This window comes from Actinocorallia aurea (genome assembly GCF_054783995.1).
Map to the genome: position 1 here is coordinate 20,516 of NZ_BAAGPQ010000012.1, position 20,723 is coordinate 41,238.

The window sequence follows — 20,723 nt, forward strand, 5'->3', positions numbered from 1 at the left end:
GACGGGCGCGTGTCAGTCGGCGACGGTGACGCCGAGGAGGGTTGCGAAGGAGGGGGCCAGGTCGAGGAGTTGGGGGGAGGTGATGGTGAGGCCCGCCAGGGCGTCGCGGCCCGCCTGGAAGGTGAGGGAGCGGGCCTTGCGGACGTCCACGCGCCGCATGGTCGTCCGGTCGAGCCTGATGTCGGTCAGCGTGGAGCCGGGGAAGGAGACCGAGGTGAGCTTCGCGCCGGTGAAGTCCACATCGTCGAGGGTGCAGTCGATGAAGGCGACGTCGCGCAGGGACGCCTCGCGCAGGTTCAGCGCGACGAGTTTGCACCCGAAGAAGGTCACCCGGGTCAGCTCCGAGCCGTAGAGGGCGGTGCCCGCCAGGGAGCCGACGGTGATCTCGGAGTCCAGCCAGCGGGTCTCGGCGAGGTTGGTGCCGACCAGGCGGCCGGACTGCATCCACACGTCGTTGAACAGGGCGTTGCGCAGCACGGCGTCGGCCAGGTCCACATGGGAGAACGCGCTCTCCAGGAACCGCGCGCCCTCGGCCCGGACACCGGTCAGGTCGAGGTCGGCGAAGTGGACGGTCTCGTAGTCCCCCGACCGGACGGGAGGTCCGTCCGCCGCGGTGAGGTACCGGGCGTAGGGGAGGTCGGTGAGCGTCCGCGGCTTGCGCATGGGTTCCTCTCCGGGGCACGGTGCGGCGGCTCCACGGCTCCGCGTGCGGCCCCGTGGCAGGATGACCACCGATCACCGCCATTAAGTGGAACAGAACAGTACCACTTATCCCCGACCGTTCCTGTGAGCCGCCATGACGCACCCGAACCAGCAGCTGCGCGCCGACGCCCGCCGCAACCGGGACGCCGTCCTCGCCGCCGCGATCGAGGTGCTCGGCCGACGCCCGGAGGCGAGCATGCAGGAGATCGCCGCCGCGTCCGGCGTCGGCCGCACCACCGTTTACCGGCACTTTCCGGCCCGGGAGGACCTGGTCCGAGCCCTCTTCGCGCAGGCCGTCGACGAGCAGCGGGCCCTCGCCGCGGCCGCCGTCGCGGCGGGAGGGGCCGCGGCCGACGTCCTGCGCAGGCTCGGCCCCGAGATCATCCGGGTGGGCGCGCGGTTCCGCTTCCTCGACGTGCACCGCGACCTCGCCGCAGGTGATCCGCTGAAGGAGCCCGAGGCGGACGAGCCCCTGCTGGCGTGGCTGCGCGCGGCGGGCGAGCGCGGCGAGCTCAGGCCGGGCCTCCCCGCCGACTGGACCTACGCGATGATCCGGGCCCTCGCCGTCTCGGCCAACGAGCAGGCCCTCACCGGCCGCCGTGATCCCGGCGAGGCGGGCCGCCTCCTCGGCGAGACCCTCGTGCGCGCCTTCGCGGCCGGGACCGCGGGGCGGGATCACGGGTGCGGCGAGGGCCGGTAGCGGAGTTTCCGGACGCCGCCGTCGCAGTTCAGGTGTGGTTGCGGCGGCGGCCCAGGAGAGTGGAGAGGGTGACGGCGCCGGCGAGGGCCAGGCCGTTGAAGAGCTGCTGGATCCAGGAGGCGGCGCCGATGAACTGGAAGCCGCTGACGGCGAAGGCGACGAAGTAGACGGCCAAGAGGGTGCCGGGGACGTTGAACTTGCCGGGGCTGAACGCGCTGCTGCCGAGGAACGCGGCGGCGAGGGCGGGCAGGAGGATTCCGCCGAGCGAGTTCTGCGGGTCGCCGGAGCCTGCCTGCCCCGTCTGGAGCACCCCGGCCAGGCCCGAGACGACACCCGCGGTGACGAAGGCGGCGACGGTGATCCACCGGACGCGCAGGCCCGCGAGCCGGGCGGCCCGCTCGTTGGAGCCGGTCGCGCCGAGGTGGCGGCCCCACGGGGTGTGGCCGAGCACGTACCAGAGCACGAGCGCCACGGGCAGCAGCCACAGCAGGCCCTTGGGCACGCCCAGCCAGTTGCCGGAACTGGAGGAGATCAGGCCCAGAGAGATGTCGCCGGAGATCGTGTCGCCGCCGGTGTACCAGAGGACGAGGCCCTGCAGCACGGTCGCCGTCGCGAGGGTCACGATGAACGAGCTGACCCCGAGGTAGGCGACGACGACGCCGTTGACCAGCCCGATGACCGCGCCGACCGCGAGCGCGGCGGCGATCGCGACGGCGAGGTGCTGGTGCCCGTGGGACATGACGGCGGCGGTGACGATCGAGCAGGTGCCCATGACGGCGCCGACGGAAAGGTCGAACTGCCCGGAGATGAGCGGGATGATCGAGGCGAGCGCGACGAGTCCGAGCACGGCCTGGGTGCCGAGGATGATGCGCAGGTTGTTGGGGCTGGCGAACGGTTCGGACACGAGCCCGAACACCGCCATGACGATGACGAAGAGGCCGAGCAGCCCGAACCGCTCGATCTGCCAGGCGAAGGACGAGCCGCGGGTGCCGCGTGCGGGCCGGGCCGTGTCGCCGGACTCCGTGGTTTCGGCGACCGCGGCGGGCGCCGGGGGAGAGGCCTGACTGCTCATCTGCGCGACTCCTTGGTGAAGAGGGGGTGGTACGGCGGGGGCGGAGGGACGGGTGGCGCGCCCCTCCGCCCGTGCGGGGGAGGTCAGTGCCGCCGGCGGCGGGTCAGGAGACGCCCCACACCTTCTTGTAGGCGGACGCGAAGTCGACGGGGCTCACCCACGGGCCGGAGGCCGGGAGGTTGTGGTCCTTGTCGACGAGCTGGAAGCCGACGCCCTGGTCGACGGGGGCGGATCCGGGCTCGGCGAACTGCCGGTTGAGGGCGTCGACGGCGGCCCAGCCTGCCCACTCGGAGTTGAGCACCACGCAGGCCTGCTGGGGGCCGCCGGACCGGATCTGCTCGATGTTGTCGGGCAGGCACTCGCCGCCGATGGCCGCGATGCCCTGGCGGCCCGTGGAATTGATGGAGCTGTTGAGGAACTGCTGGAAGACGCCGTCGGCGTAGGCGTGGATCGCGTTGGCGTCGGGGTGCCGCTGGAGCACGGTGCTGAACGCGGCTCCGGCGCGGTTCGCGGCGAGGTCGGCGAGGGAGATCTCGTGATGGTCGAGGATCTCGCAGTCCGCGCACTGGGCTTCGAGCGCCTGGGCGAAGCCCTGATCGGTGAGCTCGGTCATGAGGAAGCCCGGCACCCACAGGGTGATGGCCTTCGCCTTGCCCCCGGTCTTCTCGATGACCCACGGCGCGCGGGCCGCGCCCCAGCCCCGGATCGCGTCGCCCGCGGTCTCGTACCCGTGGTACTTCACGAACGTGGAGAAGACGCCGGGGCCGGTCTTGTCGGCGGGGTCGTCGCAGTCGAAGGCGTAGAGCCCGACGAGCTCGATGTCCGCGGCCTTGGCCTGGGTGTAGGGTCCGACGACGCCGGCGCAGTCGATGGCCTGGGTGAGGATGCCGTCGGCGCCCGCGGCGATGGCCTGGGTGATGCCCTGGCCGAACCGCGTCGGGTTGCGCTCCCCGTCGAAGACCGTGACGTCCCAGCCGATGGCCTCGCCCGCGGCCTCCATCGCGTTGACGGGTGTGGCGCAGGCCGTCGAGGCCTGGCCACAGGAGATGATCCAGACCTTCTTGCCCGCCTGGGCCTTCGGTCCGGACGCGGGCGGCGCGGTGAAGGTGCCCTTGTAGAGGGCTTCCAGCGCCTCGGCGCTGGTGCCCCACTCGCTGCCCGGCACGGGGCCGGACGCCGGGGCGGACGGCTCCTCGCCCTTCGCGGCGCAGCCGGAGACGAGCAGGGCGAGGGCCGCCGAGACGGCCAGTGCGCCGCGCCGGAGCGCGGTTCCTGCAGAGGGACGACTCATCATGACCTCCGTGGTGCTTGGACTGACGAAGAGAGCCCCCGCACTCTGTACTGATCGGTCGGTACCTGAGTACCGACTGATCGGTACGGTAAGTGGCCGACCGTCATCGGTCAATGGCCGATTGCAGGTGTGTTACGCGAATGATTTCTAGAGAATTCACGATCTCCACGGAGAATTTCCGTCCGGGCATGCCGAGGTCCCCGTCCTCCTCTTCGGGAGGAGAACGGGGACTCGCGGGTTTCTGCGGAGGCCGCAGCGGGCCTCACGCCGTCATCGGGCGGTCCAGCCTCCGTCGACGGCGAGGATCTGCCCGGTCATGAAGGAGCTCGCGTCGCTCGCCAGCAGGAGCATCGCCCCGTCCAGTTCGTCGGAGCGGCCGACCCGGCCCATCGGGGTGTTGCGGCGCACCCAGGAGCCGCCCCGCTCGTCGGCGAAGAAGTCCTCGGTGACCTCGCTCGGGAACCAGCCCGGCGCGATCGCGTTGACCCGGACGCCGGTGTTCGCCCACTGGCAGCCCAGCTCCCGCGTCAGGTTGACCACGCCGCCCTTGGCCGCGCAGTACGAGGCCTGCGACGACGGCGCGGCGGCGACCATGCCGAGGATCGAGGCGATGTTGACGATGCTGCCCTGCCCCGCCTCGATCATCGAGCGGCCGAACAGCGTCGCCAGCGCGAAGGTCGCGGTGAGGTTGAGCGTGAGGGTGCGCTCGAAGTCCTCGACGCTCTCTTCGAGGGCGGGCTTGCCCTCGCCGTGCCCGGCGTTGTTGACGAGCACGTCGACGGCGCCCTGGTAGGAGCGGGCCGCGTCGTGCAGCCCCTGGCGGGCCTCGGCGTCGGTGACGTCGCAGGTGATCGGGATGACGCCGGCGACGCGGTCGGCCAGGGCGTCCAGCCGCTCGCGGCGGCGGGCCGCGGCGAACACCGTCGCGCCGCAGCCGGCGAGCAGTTCGGCGAACCACATGCCGAGGCCGCTGGACGCGCCGGTGACGACCGCGACCCTTCCGGACAGGTTCGCGGTCAGGGTTCCGGGTGCGGTCATCGCGGGTCCTCCATCGTTCGGGTGTCCTTCTGCACGGTGTTCGCGGCGGCTCACGTCCACCGCTCGATCAACGTGGCGTTGGCCATGCCGCCGCCTTCGCACATGGTCTGGAGGCCGTACCGGCCGCCGCTGCGCTCCAGCTCGGCCACGAGCGTGGCCATCAGCTTGGTGCCGGACGCGCCCAGCGGGTGGCCGAGGGAGATGCCGCCGCCGTTGACGTTGACCCGGTCGAGGTCGGCGCCGAGCTCGCGCTGCCAGGCCAGGACGACGGGCGCGAACGCCTCGTTCACCTCGAACCTGTCGATGTCGCCGATGGCCAGGCCCGCGCGGGCGAGCACCTTGCGGGTGGCGGGGATCGGCGCCGTCAGCATCAGGACGGGGTCGTCGGCGGCCAGCACGCCGTGCGCGAAGACGGCCCGGGGGCGCAGCCCGAAGGACAGGCAGCGCTCCTCGCTCATCACCAGCACCGCCGAGGCCCCGTCGGTGATCTGGGAGCTGTTGCCCGCGGTCACCCGCCCCTCGGGAAGGAAGGCGGGCTTGAGCGCGGCGAGCCGCTCGTCCGAGGTCGCGCGGATGCCCTCGTCCGAGGTCGCCGCCGCGTCCTCGGCGATGACCGCACCGGTCTCGCGGTCGCGGCGCCGCACCTGGACCGGCACGATCTCGTCGGCGAAGCGTCCGGCGTCGCGGGCGGCGGCGGCCAGGGTCTGGCTGCGCAGCCCGAACGCGTCGAGTTCCGCGCGCGACAGGCCCCACTTCTCGGCGACGAGTTCCGCCGAGACGCCCTGGGGGACGAGCCCGGTCTCGCCGAAGGCCTCGCGGCCGGCGTAGCGGGCGTGCACGACGTCGCCGTACGGGTCGGCGCCCGCGGCGTTGGAGAACATCGGGACGGTGCTCATGCACTCCACGCCGGCCGCGACGACCACGTCGTACGCTCCGGCGATCACGCCCTGGGCGGCGAAGTGCAGGGCCTGCTGGGAGGACCCGCACTGGCGGTCCACGGTCGTCGCCGGCACCGACTCGGGCCAGCCGGCCGCGAGGACCGCCGCTCTGCCGATGTTGGTCGACTGGGCGCCCACCTGGGTGACGCACCCCATGATCACGTCGTCGACGAGTGCGGGGTCCAGGCCGGTGCGCGCGACGAGCGCCCGCAGCGTCTCGGCGGCGAGTTCGGCCGGGTGCCAGCCCGACAGTTGCCCGCCGCGCCGCCCTCCGGCGGTCCGCACGGCGTCGACGATCACAGCTCGGGTCAATGCAGCTCCTCGGGGGAAGGAGGCCCGGCCCTGATCGGTCCGGACCCGTTGACGCCTACCGAAGGATGGTTCTACTGTACTGATCAGTCGGTACGCAAAGTGACCTGGAACACTCGGCACCGATTCCACGTTCGGGAGAGGTGATGTCGATGCGCGGCCATGACCAGGCGGAATTCGCCCTGATCGCCGAAGACCTGTCGAAGACCTACGGCGGCCACAAGGCCCTGGACGGGGTCGGCCTGCGGGTTCGGCGCGGCACCGTCCACGCCCTCATCGGCGGCAACGGCTCGGGGAAGTCGACCACCGTCAAGATCCTCGCCGGGGTTCTGCACGCCGATCCCGGCGGCAGCGTCGTCATCGACGGTCGCCGCCAGGACGCGCACCGCCTCGGCCCGGCGGACGCCAAGGCCATGGGCCTGCACGTCGTCCACCAGGACGTGGGGATCTTCCCCGACCTGAGCATCGCCGAGAACCTGGCCATCGGCCGCGGGTTCGAGCTCGCGGCGGGAGGGCGCATCCGGTGGCGCAGGCTGCGTGAGCGGGCCCGCGCCGTTCTCGACCGGTTCGACCTCGACGTCGACCCCGCGCTGCCCATCGGCGAGTTGCGCCCGGCCGAGCAGATGGTCGTCGCGATCGCCCGCGCCCTGCAGGACCAGGAGGGCGCCCACTCCGGCGTCCTCATCCTCGACGAGCCGACCGCCGCCCTGTCGGCCTCGGAGGTCGACCTCCTGCTGAAGAGCCTGCGCAGGTACGCCGAGCGCGGCCAGTCGATCCTCTTCATCAGCCACCGCCTCGACGAGATCTGCGCGGTGAGCGACGAGGTGACCGTGCTGCGCGACGGGCGCCGCGTCGCCACCGTCGAGAACGAGGGCCTCACCCCCGCCGACCTGGCCCGGATGATCATGGGCGGCGAGATCCCCGAGGCCCCGCCCCGCCTCCCGTCCGCCGCCGGCCGGCCCCGTCTTGAGGTGCGCGGGCTGTCCAGCGGCGGGCTGCGCGACGTCTCCTTCGACGTCGCCGCCGGGGAGATCGTCGGCATCGCCGGGCTGCTCGGCTCGGGCCGGTCCCGCGTGCTGCGCTCCCTGTTCGGCCTGGAGCACGGCGCGGGCACGATCTCCCTCGACGGGGAGCCCGGCAGCTTCGCGGGCCCGGCCGAGGCCCTCGCTCGGGGCGTCGGCTACGTGCCGGAGAACCGAGTGGAGGACGCCCTCTTCGCCGAGCAGTCCGTGGCGCACAACCTGTCGATCACCGACGTCGGCCGCTACTGGGGCCGCGGGAGGCTGCGGCACCGGGCCGAGCGCGCCGACGCGGTGGCCTCCATCGCCGAGTTCGGCGTCGTCGCGCCGGGACCGGACGCGCCCGTCACCGCGCTGTCGGGCGGCAACCAGCAGAAGGTCGTCATCGCCCGCAGCCTGCGCCGCGACCCGCGGCTCCTGCTCCTCGACGAGCCCTCCCAGGGCGTCGACGTCGGCGCCCGCCTGGACCTGCACCGCATCATCCGCGCCGCCGCCGGGCGCGGCACGTCGGCCCTCGTCGTGAGCTCCGACTTCACCGAACTGGCCGACCTGTGCGACCGGGTGCTCGTCCTCGTGGACGGCCGGATCGAGACCGTCGTCCAGGGGCCGGGCATCGACCCCTCCGCACTCGCCCACCTGGTCTACGGACCGGCGGGAGTCTCAGCGTGACCCACCCCATGCGCCCGGCACGATTGGGAGAACCATCTATCATGAGGCCAGTCAACCCACGGAACGGCGGTTATGGTGCTGCGAGAGACATCGCAGAAAGAGCGAATTCTGCAGGCTGCGGCGGAACTGTTCGCCCGGCATGGCTACCACGGGGTGGGCATGTCGCAGCTGGAGCAGGCGGTCGGTCTGCAACGCGGCGCTCTCTACCACCACATCGGCAACAAAGAGGCGCTCCTCTACGAGATCAGCGTCTCGCAGTTGAAGGTGATGGTGGAAACCGCGCGGCGGATCTCGGCCGAGTGCGCCGACGAGGTGGAGCGCATCAGGGAACTGGCGCGGGCCGTTCTGCGGAACATCGCCGAGCACCGGCTGGAATGGACGGTGCACTACCGCGATTTCAACGCGCTGACCGGCGAGAGGCTGCGCGACGTCCTGGAACTGCGCGCGCAGTACGAGCGGGCCTGGCTGGACGCCTTCCGCACGGGCACCGCCAAGGGACTCTTCCAGCCGATGGCCGACGAAGTGGCCTTCAAGGGCATCCTCGGCATGTTCAACTACGCGTACGTCTGGATCGACCAGAGCGGCAGGGTCTCCCCGGACACGATCGCGGACATGTTCTGCGACATCATCCTCTCCGGCATCCGGCCCCCTCAGCCGGTGGGCGGCGCCACGGCCTGACCTGCGCGCCCTCCCGCGAGGGGAGGGCCGCCCGGTGAAGCGCGACCTCTTCGACGACGACCACGAGACCTTCCGCGAGACCGTCGCCGCCTATCTCGACCGCGAGATGGTCCCGCACGCCGAGCGGTGGGCGCGCGACGGCGTCATCGACCGCGCCGCCATGACGGCCGCGGGCCGCGCCGGTCTGCTCGGCATCGCCGCCCCGGCCGAGCACGGCGGCGGCGGGACCGCCGACTTCCGCCACAACCTCGTCATCACCGAGGAGATCCAGCGGCGCGGCCTGGCCGGCGCGGGCATGGCGATCACCCTGCACAACGACGTCGCCCTGCCCTACCTGCTGAAACTGGCCACCCCGGCCCAGCTCGGCCGATGGATGCCCGGCGTCTGCTCCGGCGAGCTCATCCTCGCGCTCGCGATGACCGAGCCGGGCGCGGGCAGCGACGTCGCCTCCCTCACCACCACCGCGACCCGCGACGGCGACCACTACGTCGTCAACGGCGCCAAGACCTTCATCACCAACGGGCTCAACGGCGACCTCGTCATCACCGCGGTGAAGACCGACCCGTCCCGCAGGCACGACGGCGTCAGCCTGCTGGTGCTGGAGCGCGGCATGCCGGGCTTCGAGCGGGGCCGCAAGCTCCACAAGATCGGCCAGCACGCCCAGGACACCGCCGAACTGCACTTCACCGACGTGCGCGTGCCGGTCGCCAACCTGCTGGGCGAGGAGGGCCGCGGGTTCGGCTACATGATGGGCGGCCTGGCCCAGGAGCGGCTGTCGATCGCGATGACGGCGACCGCGGCCTGTGCGGCGGCGTTCGGCTGGACGCTGGACTACGTGAAGGAGCGCACCGCCTTCGGCCGGCCCGTCGCCGACTTTCAGCACACCAGGTTCGTGCTGGCGGAACTGGCCACCGAACTGGAGATCGGGCAGACCTTCGTCGACCGCTGCGTCCTGGAACTCAATGCAGGAACGCTGACCGCCGAGCGCGCCGCCAAGGCGAAATGGTGGTGCACGGAACTGCAAAAGCGACTCGTGGACCAGTGCCTGCAATTGCACGGCGGATACGGCTACATGCTCGAATATCCGATCGCACGCGCCTATCAGGACGCCCGGATCACCACGATCTACGGCGGCACCACCGAGATCATGAAGGAGATCATCGGCAAATCCCTGGTCCGCGGCGGGGCCGGCGCGAACGCAGCGAAGTCCGCGCGATGACCCCGATCGCGCTTATCCACCCCCACCCCTGGAGTGCGCAATGAGCATGCCCGCAGCCGTGCGGTTCTGGGCCGTCTGGCGGCCCGACGGAATCGCGCTCCGATTCGGCGAGGAGAACTGGACGTGGCGGCGGCTCGACGCCGTCACCAATGAGATCGCGGCAGGCCTGGCCCGCGCCGGGGTCACCGCAGGAGACCGCGTCGGCATCTTCTCCGAGAACCGCCCGGAATGGTGCCAGACCGCGCTCGCCGCCGGGAAGATCCGCGCGGTGACCGTCCCGCTGAACGTGCGGATGACCGCCGCGGAACTGCGCTTCACGCTGGAGCACTCCGGGTGCCGTCTCGTCGTGGTCGACGACGCCCACGCCGAGCGCGCGGCGACCGCGGTCGAAGGCCTCCCGGACGTCACCGTCGTCACGCTGGGCGAGGCGCGGGACAGGTTCCGCCCGTTCGCCGACCTGGTGGCGGCCGGTGCGCCGGACCCCGGGCAGGTGCCCGACGAGGAGGAGCTCGCCTACCTCTGCTTCACCTCCGGCACCACCGGACGTCCCAAGGCCGCCATGATCACGCACGGGAACGTGTCGGCCCTGGCCATGAAGAACGGCCTCGCCGACGGGCTCACCTGGGACGACAGCTCCTACCTGCCCACCTCCCTGTCGTTCACCGGGAGCGTCCTCACCGTCTGGGCGCCGATCGCCCACGCCGGCGGCACGCTCGTCCTGGCCCCCGGATTCGACCCGGCCGAGACCGTCGCGCGGCTGAGCACGGACATCACGGTCTTCTACGGCCCGGTGCCGCTGTGGGCGGCGATGGCCGAGGTCCCCGGCATCGACGAGCGCGACTTCAGCGGGTTGCGCCTCGCCCGTGCCGGTGCCGGCCCCGTGCCGCCCGCCCAGCTCACGGCGTGGCAGGCGCGCGGGATCACCCTCGGCCAGGGCTACGGCTGCACCGAGTCCAGCGGCTCGGGCATCATGCTGCCGCCCGCCGACGCCATCGCCCGCAGCGGCTCCGTGGGCCGCCCCCTCATGGGCACCCAGGTCAGGGTCGTCGCCGAGGACGGCCGCGACTGCGACGTCGACGAGGTGGGCGAGCTGCTGATGCGCGGCCCCGAGGTGATGGCCGGGTACTGGCGCGACGAGGCCGAGACCCGCAGGGTCCTGGCCGACGGCTGGCTGCGCACCGGCGACCTCGCCGCCCGCGACGCCGACGGCTACCTGCGCATCGTCGACCGCAAGAAGGACATGTTCGTCTCCGGCGGACTCAACGTCTACCCCGCCGAGGTCGAACGCGTCATCGGCGGCATCCCCGGCGTCGCCGGGGTCGCGGTCGTGGCCCGCCCCGACGCGCGCTGGGGCGAGGTCGGCGTCGCGTTCGTCGACGCCGACCCCGGCCGGATCACCGCGGAGGCCGTGCTCGCCGCGGTCCGCGCCGAACTGTCGGACTACAAGGTGCCGCGCTCCGTCGTGGTGGAACGCGACGCGCTCCCGCGGACCATGTCCGGCAAGGTGATGAAACCCGCGCTGAAAGAACGCGCCTTGACCGACCCCGCCGCCCGTCCCTGAACGTCCTTCCACCCGCTTTCTGTAGGAGAACACGTGGAATCCTTCATCCAGTACCGCAAGGGGACCACCCCCCGCCACGTCCACCGGGACCTCGACGGGCTCAAGGACGACGAGCTCGGCCGGATGGGCTTCGTCGGCCGCCAGGCGCAGCTCTACCGGCGCAACGACCCCACCGCCTATCGGTACGAGGGCCCGATCCGGCCGACCGACGCCCTCGTCGGCGACCTGGAGCCCACCGACCTGGCGGACCCCGAAGGCGCCCCGGTCACGCTGCTGTCCAATGCCGACGTCCGCTTCCGCCTGAGCCGCCGCAGCGCCGCCATGCCGTTCTTCGCGCGCAACGTCTCGGGCGACGAGCTGTTCTTCGTGCACCGCGGCACCGGCGTGTTCCAGACCGAGTTCGGCGCCATCCCCTACGAGCCCGGGGACTGGGTGCTGCTGCCCAAGGCCGTCACCTACCGGCAGGTCCCCGACGCAGGCGGCGCCGCTGGCGCGTTCCTCATCGTCGAGACCAGGGACGAGCTGACCGTCCCCAAGCCCGGCATCCTCGGCAGGCACTTCCCGTTCGACCCGTCCACCGTCTTCGTGCCCGAGCCCGAGGTGCTCACCGACGGCGGCCCGGAGTGGCGGGTGCGGCTGACGTCCGGCGAGGAGACCGGCTGGCTGCTCTACGACCACAACCCGTGCGACGTCGAGGGCTGGAAGGGCGACTACTTCCCCTTCAAGCTCAACATCCGCGACTACAACCCGATCACGTCGGAGTCGATCCACCTGCCGCCGACCGTCCACCTGTTCCTGCAGGCCGAGGGCGTCGTCGTGCTCAACTTCCTGCCGCGCGGCGCCGAGATGAGGCCGGGCGCCGAGCGGATGCCCTGGTACCACCGCAACGTCGACTACGACGAGGTCGCGCTGTTCCACGGCGGCTCCCTCTTCGGCATCGACATGCCGCCCGGCCTGATCAGCCACGCCCCGCAGGGCATCCACCACGGGCCGCCGGAGCGGGCCCGCGAGCGCGCCCGCCGCAAGTTCCCCGACTACGACCGCATCGAGTGGGAGGTCATGTCGATCGACGTGCGCCGCCCGCTCACCGTCCACCCCGCCTTCTCCCATGCTGCCGGAGGCCCCGCGTGACCGCAGTTCCCTACCAGCGCATCCCCTTCATCGTCGTCTTCCCCGACTCCTCGGCGGCCCGCGACACCTACGGGGGCGGCGGCGCGAACGTCGTCCTAGAAGCCCAGCTGCTGAAGCCGGAGACCGAGTCGGACACCGTCGTGGTGTTCATGCACCCGATCGGCGGCGGCGCCTACCTCCCCATCACCCCGGCGCTCGCGCGGGCCGGGCACCACGTCATCTACTGCAACAGCCGCTACCGCGGCGTCGACTCGGCGCTCATCATGGAGAAGGTCGTCGAGGACCTCGGCGCCTGCGTCGCCCATGCGAAAAAGGAACTCGGCTACCGCAACGTGGTCCTCGCGGGCTGGAGCGGCGGCGGCTCCCTGTCGGTGTTCTACCAGCAGCAGGCCGAGAAGCCGACCCTCACCTCGACCCCCGCAGGCGACCTGCCCGACCTGACGGCCCTCGGCCTCACCCCGGCCGACGGGCTGATGCTGCTGGCCGCGCACGTCTCCCGGCACGGCACCCTCACCGAGTGGATCGACCCCTCCATCCTGGACGAGGCCGACCCGTCCAAGCGGGACAGGGAACTCGACCTCTACGACCCGGAGAACCCCAACCAGCCGCCCTACACCGAGGAATTCCTCCAGCGGTACCGGGAGGCGCAGATCGCCCGCAACCGGCGGATCACCGCCTGGGTCAAGGCCAAGCTCGCCGAACTCCGCGAGGCGGGCCGGCCCCTGGACGAGCACGCGTTCGTCGTCCACGGCACCATGGCCGACCCGCGCTGGCTCGACCCCGCCGTCGACCCCAACGACCGGGTGCCCGGCACCTGCTACCTCGGCGACCCGCAGGTGGTGAACAACAGCACGGTCGGGCTCGCCCGCTACACCAGCCTGCGCAGCTGGCTGTCCCAGTGGAGCTACGACGACGCCCGCGGCGACGCGCCGAAGGCCGCCGCCGACGTGACGGTGCCCGTCCTCGTCATCGGCAACTCCGCCGACGACGCCTGCACCCCCAGCCATACCCGCCGCCTGTTCGACGGGTTCACCCAGGCCGACAAGACCTTCCACGAGGTCCCCGGCGCCACCCACTACTACCTCGGCCCGGATCAGCGCCCGCAGCTCAGGGAAGCCGTCTCGGTGATCGGCCGCTGGCTGTCCGAGCGCGGCTGGGCGCCCAAGAGCGAGGCCTGATCCGTCCCGTCCCGTCCCGGGCGGGCGCGGGCGCGGCGCCCGCCCAGGGACGGAACCCCCTCTCGAGAAAGGCGTGACCACCATGAGCAGAGCCACCGTCGCCGCGTTCTTCGCGGCCATCGAGTCCGGCGACATCGAGGCAGTGCGGGCGCTCTACGCCCCGGACGCCGTCATCTGGCACAACGACGACCTCGTCGAGCAGACCGTCGAGGAGAACCTGAAGGTGCTCGGCGGGCTCCAGCGGATCGCCCGGCACCTGCGCTACGAGATCCTCCGCCAGGCCGACACCGGCGACGGCGTCCTCCAGCAGCACGTCCTGCACGTGGGCCTGCCCAACGGCCAGGACTTCGGCCTGAACGTCGCCATCTACGTGCAGGTCAAGGACGGACGCGTCACCCGGATCGAGGAGTACCTGGACTCCGCCCAGCGCTCCCGCATCAGCCGCTTCCGCGAGGCCCTCACCGACTGAACGCGCGCCGACTGCCCTCCCACCCCTAGCGCAGAAAGGCATCCCCAGTGCTGCTGGCCGACATCGTCGAGCGGAACGCCCGCTCCTTCCCCGACCGCCAGGCCCTCTGGTTCGCCGACGACCGGATCCGGACCTGGTCCGCGCTCGCCCGGCGGACCCGCCGCCTCGCGAACGCGATCGGCGGCCTCACCGCGCCCGGCGAGCGGGTCGCGATCCTCGCCGAGAACTGCCCCGAGTACTACGAGTGCTACTACGGCGTCCCGGACTCCGGGCGCGTCCTGACCCTGCTGAACTACCGGCTGCACCCGCAAGAGCTCGTCTGGATCCTGAACGACGCCCAGGCGACGGTGCTCATCGCGCAGGCGTCCTATGCGGCGGTCCTCCAGGACCTGCGCGCCGAGCTGCCGTTCCTGCGCGAGATCGTGACCGTGGGACCGGAGGTGGCCGGGACCTCCTCCTACGAGGCCCTGCTCGGCGCGGCGAGCGACCGGCGGGCGCCCGGGGCGGGCGGCGACGACCCCGCGTGGATCGTCTACACCAGCGGCACCACGGGGCGGCCGAAGGGGGCGATGCTCAGCCACCGCAACCTCCTCACCGCCGTCGTCCAGACGGTGGTCCACTACGCGCCCGGCCCGCGCGCCCGGTTCCTCAACGCCTTCCCGCTGTGCCACGTGTCCGGGTACATGGCGATCGCCCAGCAGTTCCGCGGCGGGACCGTCCTGCAGCAGGGGCCGTGGCGGCCGGACGCGTGGCTGCGGACCGTCGAGGAGCAGGGCGTGACGAGCGCGGGCATGGCCCCGTCGATGATGGCCGACGTCCTGGACGACCCCGGGATCGGGCGGCATGACACGTCGTCGCTCACCGCCCTCGGGTACGGGTCCGCCGGGATGCCCGTCGGCACGCTGCAACGCGCGGTCGACAGGTTCGGGCCGATCATCTTCACCGGGTTCGGCATGACCGAGACCGCAGGGAACATCCTCGCCCTCGACACCGAGACGCACGCGCGCGCCGCCCGGGGCGACGACCACCTCCTGGCGTCGGCGGGCGCGGCGATGTGCATGTCCGAGGCGATGATCGTCGGCGACGACGGCGCGGAGGCTCCGAACGGCACGGTCGGCGAACTCGTCGTGCGCGGCGACCAGACCACCCTCGGCTACCTGGGCCGCCCCGAGGCCACCGCCGAGTCCTACGCCGACGGCTGGTTCCACACCGGCGACCTCGCCCGCAGGGACGACGAGGGCTTCTTCTACATCGTCGACCGCAAGAAGGACATGATCATCACCGGCGGCGAGAACGTCTACTCCACCGAGGTCGAGCACACCCTGGTGCGCCACCCGGCCGTCGCCGAGGCCGCGGTCTTCGGCGTGCCCGACGCGCACTGGGGCGAAGCCGTCGCCGCTGCCGTGGTCCTGCGCCCCGGCCACCGTCCCGCACCGGACGACCTCATCGCCTTCTGCCGCGAGCACATCGCCGGCTACAAGCGCCCCCGGCACGTCCACTACACCGACGCCCTCCCGAAGACCGTCACCGGCAAGGCCATGAAGCACGAACTGCGGAAGTCGTTCCTCGCGGACGGCTCCCCCTGACCGGCCGCGGGCGGCGGGCCGCCCCCGTGAGGAGGCCCGCCTCCCGGTCCGTCAGACGCGGCGGCGTCCACTGGAGGTACTCGCGGGGGCGGGCGGTCAGCCCTCCGCACTGCAGGGACACGCGCTCGCGGAGGACGGTGCCCCTTCCCGGCCTGCCCGCCTCGGTGCCCTCCTCCGCCACGCGGTAGTACCGGCGGGCCCGGCCGTGGGTTCGCCATGACACACGCTATATATCGGCTTACGAACTATGCAACCATCGTGATGCGTGTGCTTCTGGTCCGCGCCCCGTCGGTCGGCGGAGGTGGCGGCGGCGTCAGCGGGAGACCTGGTCGGGGGCGCCGTTCGAGATGGCGTCGAGGAGGCGCTCCCACTCCGGGTAGCGGGCGAGCTTGGCGCGGTGCAGGGCGGTGATGCGGTCGTCGAGGGCGGGGTCGGCGTCGTCGGAGAAGCGGACGTGGGTGAGACGGGACAGGTGGGGGAGGATCTCGGGGTCGCCGGCCAGGTGGACGGGGTCGTGGATGTACCGTTCGAGGGCGGCGAGGTCGGGCAGGGCCACGCAGTAGCCGTGGGTGAAGCCGTCGTCGGCGCCGCCGAGCTCGGGGCCGACGAACGAGAAGGACGTCGACTCCACGGCGGAGGTCCGCCGCATCGCGGTGAGGACCGCCTCCTGCCGCTCGGGCGTGGTGCCGGCCTTGAAGCTGAAACGCTGGGTGATCAGGATCATCGGTCTCTCCTTGACGAGTGGTCCGCCCCTGACGCTAGGGCCCGTGGGGGAGACGGCCAATGCCGCCGGATCTTGATTCACTACGCGATCGTCTCGCCCGGTAGTTTCGTCAGGTGGACGTGCTGAGCGATGTGATCGCCGTGATGCGCACCGGAGCCCCCTCCTCGGCACGCGTGGAGAGGCATGCGCCGTGGAGCGAGCGGTTCGCCCACGCGCCGGGCACGGCGGGGTTCGAGGTCGTGCTGTCCGGGTCGTACTGGCTGCTCCCGGCGAAGGGCGCGCCGATCGAGCTGCGCACCGGCGATGTGGTGTTCTTCCCGCACGGCGGCGAGTACGGCCTGGCCGACAGCCCCGAGCCGCCGCCGGACGGTCGGCGGGACGGGCCCGCGCCCGTCGGCCCGCCGAGCGCCGTGGTGCTCTGCGGCGCCTACCGGCTCGACGCCGACCGCGGCCATCCGCTCCTGGCCGAGCTGCCCGCCGTCGTGCACCTGCCGGCCGGAGCGGGCAGCCCGTCCTGCCTCCGCGCGGCCGTCGACCTTCTCAGTGCGGAGCTGCGCGCGCCCGGTCCCGGCGCGGACGCGGTCGTACCGTCGCTGCTCGACACTCTTCTCGTCTACGTCCTGCGCACCTGGCTGCAGGAGCAGCCCGCCTGCCGTGAGTCCGCGGGATGGGCCGCAGCCCTGGCCGACCCCGTGGTGAGCGCCGCGCTCCACGCCCTCCACGACGACCCGGCCCACCCCTGGACGGTCGCGGAGCTGGCGCGGCGTACCGGCCTGTCGCGCGCGGCGTTCGCCCGCCGCTTCACCGCCCTCGTCGGCCGCCCCCCGCTCACCTACCTGACCTGGTGGCGCCTCACCACCGCCGCAAAACTCCTCCGCACCTCCGACGCCCCCCTCTCCACCATCGCCGCCCAGGTCGGCTACATCTCCCCCTACGCCTTCGCCACCGCCTTCAAACGCGCCTTCGCCCAACCCCCCGGCCACTACCGCCGCACCCCCTGACCCTTGCTCGATCCCGGCCATCGCACTGGAGCCGGCGGGGACGGGCGGGTAAAGGTCTGGTTCGGGTCGGTTCGCGGCGGGGGCGGGTGGTGACGATGTAGGTATGTCGCGAGATGACGGGGTGGTGGCGGGGCAGCCCTGCTGGGTGGAGCTGGCCGCGGGGGATCCGGGAGAGGCGGCAGGCTTCTACGGGGAGCTTTTCGGGTGGCGGCTGGAGTTCGAGGAGCACATGGGCTACGGGCGCTTCCTGCATGAGGGCAGGAGGGCGGCGGGGCTGTGGCCGGAGGCGACGTCGGGCGCCGCGGCGAACTGGACCGTCTACTTCATCGTCGAGGACGTCGAGGCGAGCGCGGATCTGGTGCGAGAGGCGGGCGGGCAGGTGGTGGTGGAGCCGCGGTCGCTGAACGGGCACGGCATGCTCGCGGGCTGCCTTGATCCCGAGGACGTGTTCTTCATGCTGTGGAAGCCGGAGGACTGGGGCTGCACGGAGGTGTCCGGGCGTGCCGGGTACTGGTCGTGGACCGAGCTGTTCACCCGTGATCCCGCTCGGGCGGAGGAGTTCTATCCGCGGGTCTTCGGCTGGGGCAGGTCCCGGGAGGGCGACCGGGTGCGCTGGACGCTCGGCGGGCGCGTCATCGCGGGCATGGTGCCGATTCCGCCGGACGTCCCCGCCGAGACGCTGTCTGCCTGGCTCGTGCACATCGCGGTCACCGACGTGCGGGAGGCGGCGGACCGCGCCGAGGCGCTGGGCGCGGTCCGCATCAAGGAGTCCCGTGACCCGGCCTACGGCCTCGCGATCACCCTCGCCGATCCGCAGGACGCCCAGTTCGTCCTCATCCCCGAACCCCCGCCGGAACTCACCGGCCGTTTCCCCCTCGCTGTCCGCTGACGGGCGGGGCGGCGCCCGCACGGGCAGGCCGACGAACCTCCACGTGGCGGCCCGCCCGGCCTCCCGGGCCCGCACCGCGCCGACGATGTCCGTTGACGGGGCGCGGTCGTGTTGATCGGTTTCGGGCGTGCGCGATGGGCCCAAATTTGCCGGATCTGGGTGGGTTCGGATGAAGCGCGCTGCGGTTCTGCCGACCGCCGTGCCGATCGGGGTGCCGACGCTGCGGTGGGCCGACGTGCAGCACGGGCGGAATCCGCATCCTCGCCGACGTGCTGATGCTTCGCGAACTGCGGATCGTGGCCGACGCGGCACGGGAACTGCCCGCACTGGCGGACGGGCTTCCCCTGGTCTTCCGCGCCGCGCTGCCCGGAGCCGTCGGCGGCTGGGGTGAACTCGAGCAAGCCCCGCCCCGGGACCTCCACCCGTGGGCGCGCCGCCACCTGAGCCGTCTCGTCGAGCTCGAAACCGGCTGGCTCGACCACGCGTCCGGTCACACGCTCCTGCCGCCTGCCCGCCCCGCCGGACGTCCCGAACCTTCGCCCTTACCAGGCCCGCGCCGCCGACGCCGCCCTGGCCTGGACCCGCCACCGCACCGGCTGGTGATCCGAAGTCCGCTGGGCCGGCGGGTGAGGGGAAAAGCGGTTGCCAGGGGGCGGGTGGGCTCGCCAGGATCGCCGGGCATGGGGAGCGCACTGGTCGCGGGGATGCTCGCGGGGTACGGGGTGGCGGTTCCGGTCGGGGCCATCGGGGCGTTGATCGTCGGGCTCACGGCTCGGACGTCGCTGCGGATCGGGGCCGCGGCGGCGCTGGGGGTGGCGACGGCCGACGGGGTTTACGCGGTCGCGGCGCTGCTGGGCGGGGCGGCGCTGGCGGGCCTGCTCGCGCCCGTCGCGGTTCCGCTGAAGTGGGCTGCGGCGGTGGTCCTGCTGGTGATCGCCTTTCGGACCGCGCGGTCGGCGTTCGCGGAGTCGGCAGGGCGGTCCGCGCCGCTGTTCACCAGGGCGTCACGGGCCTACCTGGCGCTGCTGGGGCTGACGATCCTGAACCCGGCGACGATCGTGTACTTCGCGGCCCTCGTGCTCGGCCGGCAGGGCGCGGACGTGTTGAGCGGGGCCGAGCAGGCGGTGTTCGCGGCCGCGGCGTTCGGCGCGTCGCTGAGCTGGCAGCTCCTGCTCGCCGGTGGGGGAGCGCTCGTCGGTCGGGCCCTCACCGGGCCGCGCGGACGGCTGGTCACGGCGCTGGCCGCGTCCGCGATCATCGCGGTGCTCGCCGTCGTCCTCGTCGTCTGAGGACTGCCCGTTTCGACCCCGGTGCGGCCGGGGTGAGCGGTCGCACGGGGTCGAAACGGGCCGGTGACCGGGCGATGCCTCAGTCCTCGTACGCCTCTTCCGCTTCTTCGTAGGCCTCCTCGTACGCGTTGGCGTAGGCGGCGTCGACGGCGGCGTCGAACCTGGCCTGCTCCGCGGCGTCCTCGATCGCCTCCTCCAGCTCCTCTTCTTCGTCCTCGTCGTCCAAGAGGGCGTCGACGGCCAGCGCGGCGGCGGCACCGCCCGCGAGGCCGACGGCTCCGGCCGCCGCGACGGAGCCCCATCCGGGACCGTTGTGGTGCTCGTGCCCGCCGTGGTGCCCGTGTTCGTGGTCGTCGCCGTGCGCGTGCGCCGCGACGGCTTCGAGCCAGCGGGTGACCTCCGCCTCCCACGGGACGTGGAGGGCTTGCTCGTGCTCGGTGCGGAACCTGCCGAACGCGTCCGCACCCTCGCCGAAGATCCCGGCGGCCCTGTCGGCTTCGAGGATGACGTCGAGGTGATGCGGACCGGCGACGAAGGTGAGCTCCACCTCGTTGATCCGGCCCTGGTACCGCGGCGGGGGGTAGAACTCGATCTCCTGGTAGAACGGCAACTCCTGGTGGACGCCGGAGATGTGCCCGGCCTCCAGGTCGGCGCTCTTGAACTGGAAGCCGAGCGCGCCGAACGCGTCCAGGATCCGCTGCTGGGAGGGCAGGGCGTGGACGGCGAGCGGGTCGAGGTCGCCCTTGTCGCGGGCTCCGGCGACTTCGAGTTCGGTCCGGACGCCGACGGCCATGCCGGGCAGGTGCCGCCCGTGGACCTCGGTGACGGGAAGTTCCCACGGCACGGGGAGCCGGAACGGGAACCTGTGGTGCTGCCCGGCCGGCAGAGGGAAGGGGCCGGCGATGGCGCCCCGGTTGAACTCGTGGACGACGGTGCCCTCCTCGTCGCCGTCCTCGGTCTCGACGCGGGTCACCAGGCCGACGTAGACGCCCTGGATGTCGACGTCGTGGTCGCCGCCGACGACCCGCACCTCACCGGTCACGAACTCGCCCGGACGGGTGATGGACGAGGCAAGGACGGTCTCGACGGAAGGACCGCCCACACCGAAGACGCCCGCCAGCCGTTTGAAGATCACGCAGCCCCCTTGGCCGTTGCAGTTATTACTACAAGTGTAGTAGTTCGCGGGTCGGTCAGCGGCGCGATCATCGGTAGCGCGGAAGATCATCGCGAATTCGACGGGAACGCAAGGCGAAGGAAGGC

Annotated in this window: 19 protein-coding genes; 12 read left to right on the top strand and 7 right to left on the bottom strand. The window is 72.2% G+C overall.

The window, feature by feature from the left end; translation table 11 throughout:
• Positions 1-12: 12 nt before the first annotated feature.
• Positions 13-663 carry a pentapeptide repeat-containing protein gene (locus ACYVOM_RS12550; protein WP_460303484.1) on the bottom strand — a complete coding sequence of 217 codons (651 nt, stop codon included), beginning with the start codon at positions 661-663 and terminating at the stop codon, positions 13-15.
• Between the two features lie 133 nt (positions 664-796).
• Here ACYVOM_RS12550 and ACYVOM_RS12555 point away from each other — a divergent pair, with 133 nt between their 5' ends.
• The gene (locus tag ACYVOM_RS12555) at positions 797-1,402 is read left to right on the top strand and encodes a TetR/AcrR family transcriptional regulator (RefSeq protein WP_460303485.1); all 606 of its coding nucleotides are present in this window, start codon (positions 797-799) and stop codon (positions 1,400-1,402) included.
• A 28-nt stretch (positions 1,403-1,430) separates the two neighbouring features.
• Here the strand turns inward: ACYVOM_RS12555 and ACYVOM_RS12560 are convergent, their stop codons facing one another.
• From ACYVOM_RS12560 to ACYVOM_RS12575, 4 genes are all read right to left on the bottom strand, one after another.
• Positions 1,431-2,474: an ABC transporter permease gene (locus ACYVOM_RS12560; RefSeq protein WP_460303486.1), complete on the bottom strand. Its 1,044-nt coding sequence runs from the start codon at positions 2,472-2,474 to the stop codon at positions 1,431-1,433.
• A gap of 103 nt (positions 2,475-2,577) precedes the next feature.
• A complete protein-coding gene (locus ACYVOM_RS12565) occupies positions 2,578-3,765 on the bottom strand; it encodes a sugar ABC transporter substrate-binding protein (RefSeq protein WP_460303487.1) in 1,188 nt (395 codons plus the stop codon).
• Between the two features lie 270 nt (positions 3,766-4,035).
• Positions 4,036-4,803: an SDR family NAD(P)-dependent oxidoreductase gene (locus ACYVOM_RS12570; protein ID WP_460303488.1), complete on the bottom strand. Its 768-nt coding sequence runs from the start codon at positions 4,801-4,803 to the stop codon at positions 4,036-4,038.
• Positions 4,804-4,853: 50 nt separating this feature from the next.
• Complete coding sequence (locus tag ACYVOM_RS12575) at positions 4,854-6,053, bottom strand: thiolase family protein (RefSeq protein ID WP_460303489.1); 1,200 nt, start codon at positions 6,051-6,053, stop codon at positions 4,854-4,856.
• 149 nt (positions 6,054-6,202) lie between these two features.
• Between ACYVOM_RS12575 and ACYVOM_RS12580 the strand changes: the two genes are divergently transcribed.
• From ACYVOM_RS12580 to ACYVOM_RS12615, 8 genes are all read left to right on the top strand, one after another.
• Entirely contained in the window at positions 6,203-7,738 is a 1,536-nt protein-coding gene (locus ACYVOM_RS12580; RefSeq protein ID WP_460303490.1) for a sugar ABC transporter ATP-binding protein, read from the top strand.
• A 72-nt stretch (positions 7,739-7,810) separates the two neighbouring features.
• Positions 7,811-8,416 carry a TetR/AcrR family transcriptional regulator gene (locus ACYVOM_RS12585; protein WP_460303491.1) on the top strand — a complete coding sequence of 202 codons (606 nt, stop codon included), beginning with the start codon at positions 7,811-7,813 and terminating at the stop codon, positions 8,414-8,416.
• 34 nt (positions 8,417-8,450) lie between these two features.
• Positions 8,451-9,635: an acyl-CoA dehydrogenase family protein gene (locus ACYVOM_RS12590; RefSeq protein ID WP_460303492.1), complete on the top strand. Its 1,185-nt coding sequence runs from the start codon at positions 8,451-8,453 to the stop codon at positions 9,633-9,635.
• Positions 9,636-9,675: 40 nt separating this feature from the next.
• A complete protein-coding gene (locus tag ACYVOM_RS12595) occupies positions 9,676-11,196 on the top strand; it encodes a class I adenylate-forming enzyme family protein (RefSeq protein WP_460303493.1) in 1,521 nt (506 codons plus the stop codon).
• 33 nt (positions 11,197-11,229) lie between these two features.
• Positions 11,230-12,327 carry a homogentisate 1,2-dioxygenase gene (locus tag ACYVOM_RS12600; protein ID WP_460303494.1) on the top strand — a complete coding sequence of 366 codons (1,098 nt, stop codon included), beginning with the start codon at positions 11,230-11,232 and terminating at the stop codon, positions 12,325-12,327.
• Positions 12,324-13,505, top strand: a complete 1,182-nt coding sequence (locus tag ACYVOM_RS12605; protein ID WP_460303495.1) for an alpha/beta hydrolase family protein — start codon at positions 12,324-12,326, stop codon at positions 13,503-13,505. The genes ACYVOM_RS12600 and ACYVOM_RS12605 overlap by 4 nt, the downstream gene beginning before the upstream one ends.
• An 82-nt stretch (positions 13,506-13,587) precedes the next feature.
• The gene (locus tag ACYVOM_RS12610; RefSeq protein WP_460303496.1) at positions 13,588-13,974 is read left to right on the top strand and encodes a nuclear transport factor 2 family protein; all 387 of its coding nucleotides are present in this window, start codon (positions 13,588-13,590) and stop codon (positions 13,972-13,974) included.
• A gap of 47 nt (positions 13,975-14,021) precedes the next feature.
• A complete protein-coding gene (locus ACYVOM_RS12615) occupies positions 14,022-15,560 on the top strand; it encodes an AMP-binding protein (protein WP_460303497.1) in 1,539 nt (512 codons plus the stop codon).
• A 313-nt stretch (positions 15,561-15,873) separates the two neighbouring features.
• Here the strand turns inward: ACYVOM_RS12615 and ACYVOM_RS12620 are convergent, their stop codons facing one another.
• On the bottom strand, positions 15,874-16,284 hold the full coding sequence (locus ACYVOM_RS12620; protein ID WP_460303498.1) for a Dabb family protein: 411 nt from the start codon (positions 16,282-16,284) through the stop codon (positions 15,874-15,876).
• A 113-nt stretch (positions 16,285-16,397) separates the two neighbouring features.
• On the opposite strand from ACYVOM_RS12620, the gene ACYVOM_RS12625 reads away from it, so the two are divergent.
• From ACYVOM_RS12625 to ACYVOM_RS12635, 3 genes are all read left to right on the top strand, one after another.
• Entirely contained in the window at positions 16,398-17,285 is an 888-nt protein-coding gene (locus ACYVOM_RS12625) for an AraC family transcriptional regulator (protein WP_460303499.1), read from the top strand.
• A 103-nt stretch (positions 17,286-17,388) separates the two neighbouring features.
• Positions 17,389-18,174 (top strand): VOC family protein, encoded by a 786-nt coding sequence (locus ACYVOM_RS12630; protein WP_460303500.1) that lies wholly within the window; start codon positions 17,389-17,391, stop codon positions 18,172-18,174.
• Between the two features lie 680 nt (positions 18,175-18,854).
• Positions 18,855-19,463 (top strand): LysE family transporter, encoded by a 609-nt coding sequence (locus ACYVOM_RS12635; RefSeq protein ID WP_460303501.1) that lies wholly within the window; start codon positions 18,855-18,857, stop codon positions 19,461-19,463.
• 79 nt (positions 19,464-19,542) lie between these two features.
• On the opposite strand, the gene ACYVOM_RS12640 is transcribed toward ACYVOM_RS12635, so the two are convergent.
• A complete protein-coding gene (locus ACYVOM_RS12640) occupies positions 19,543-20,598 on the bottom strand; it encodes a sporulation protein (protein ID WP_460303502.1) in 1,056 nt (351 codons plus the stop codon).
• Positions 20,599-20,723 lie beyond the last annotated feature (125 nt).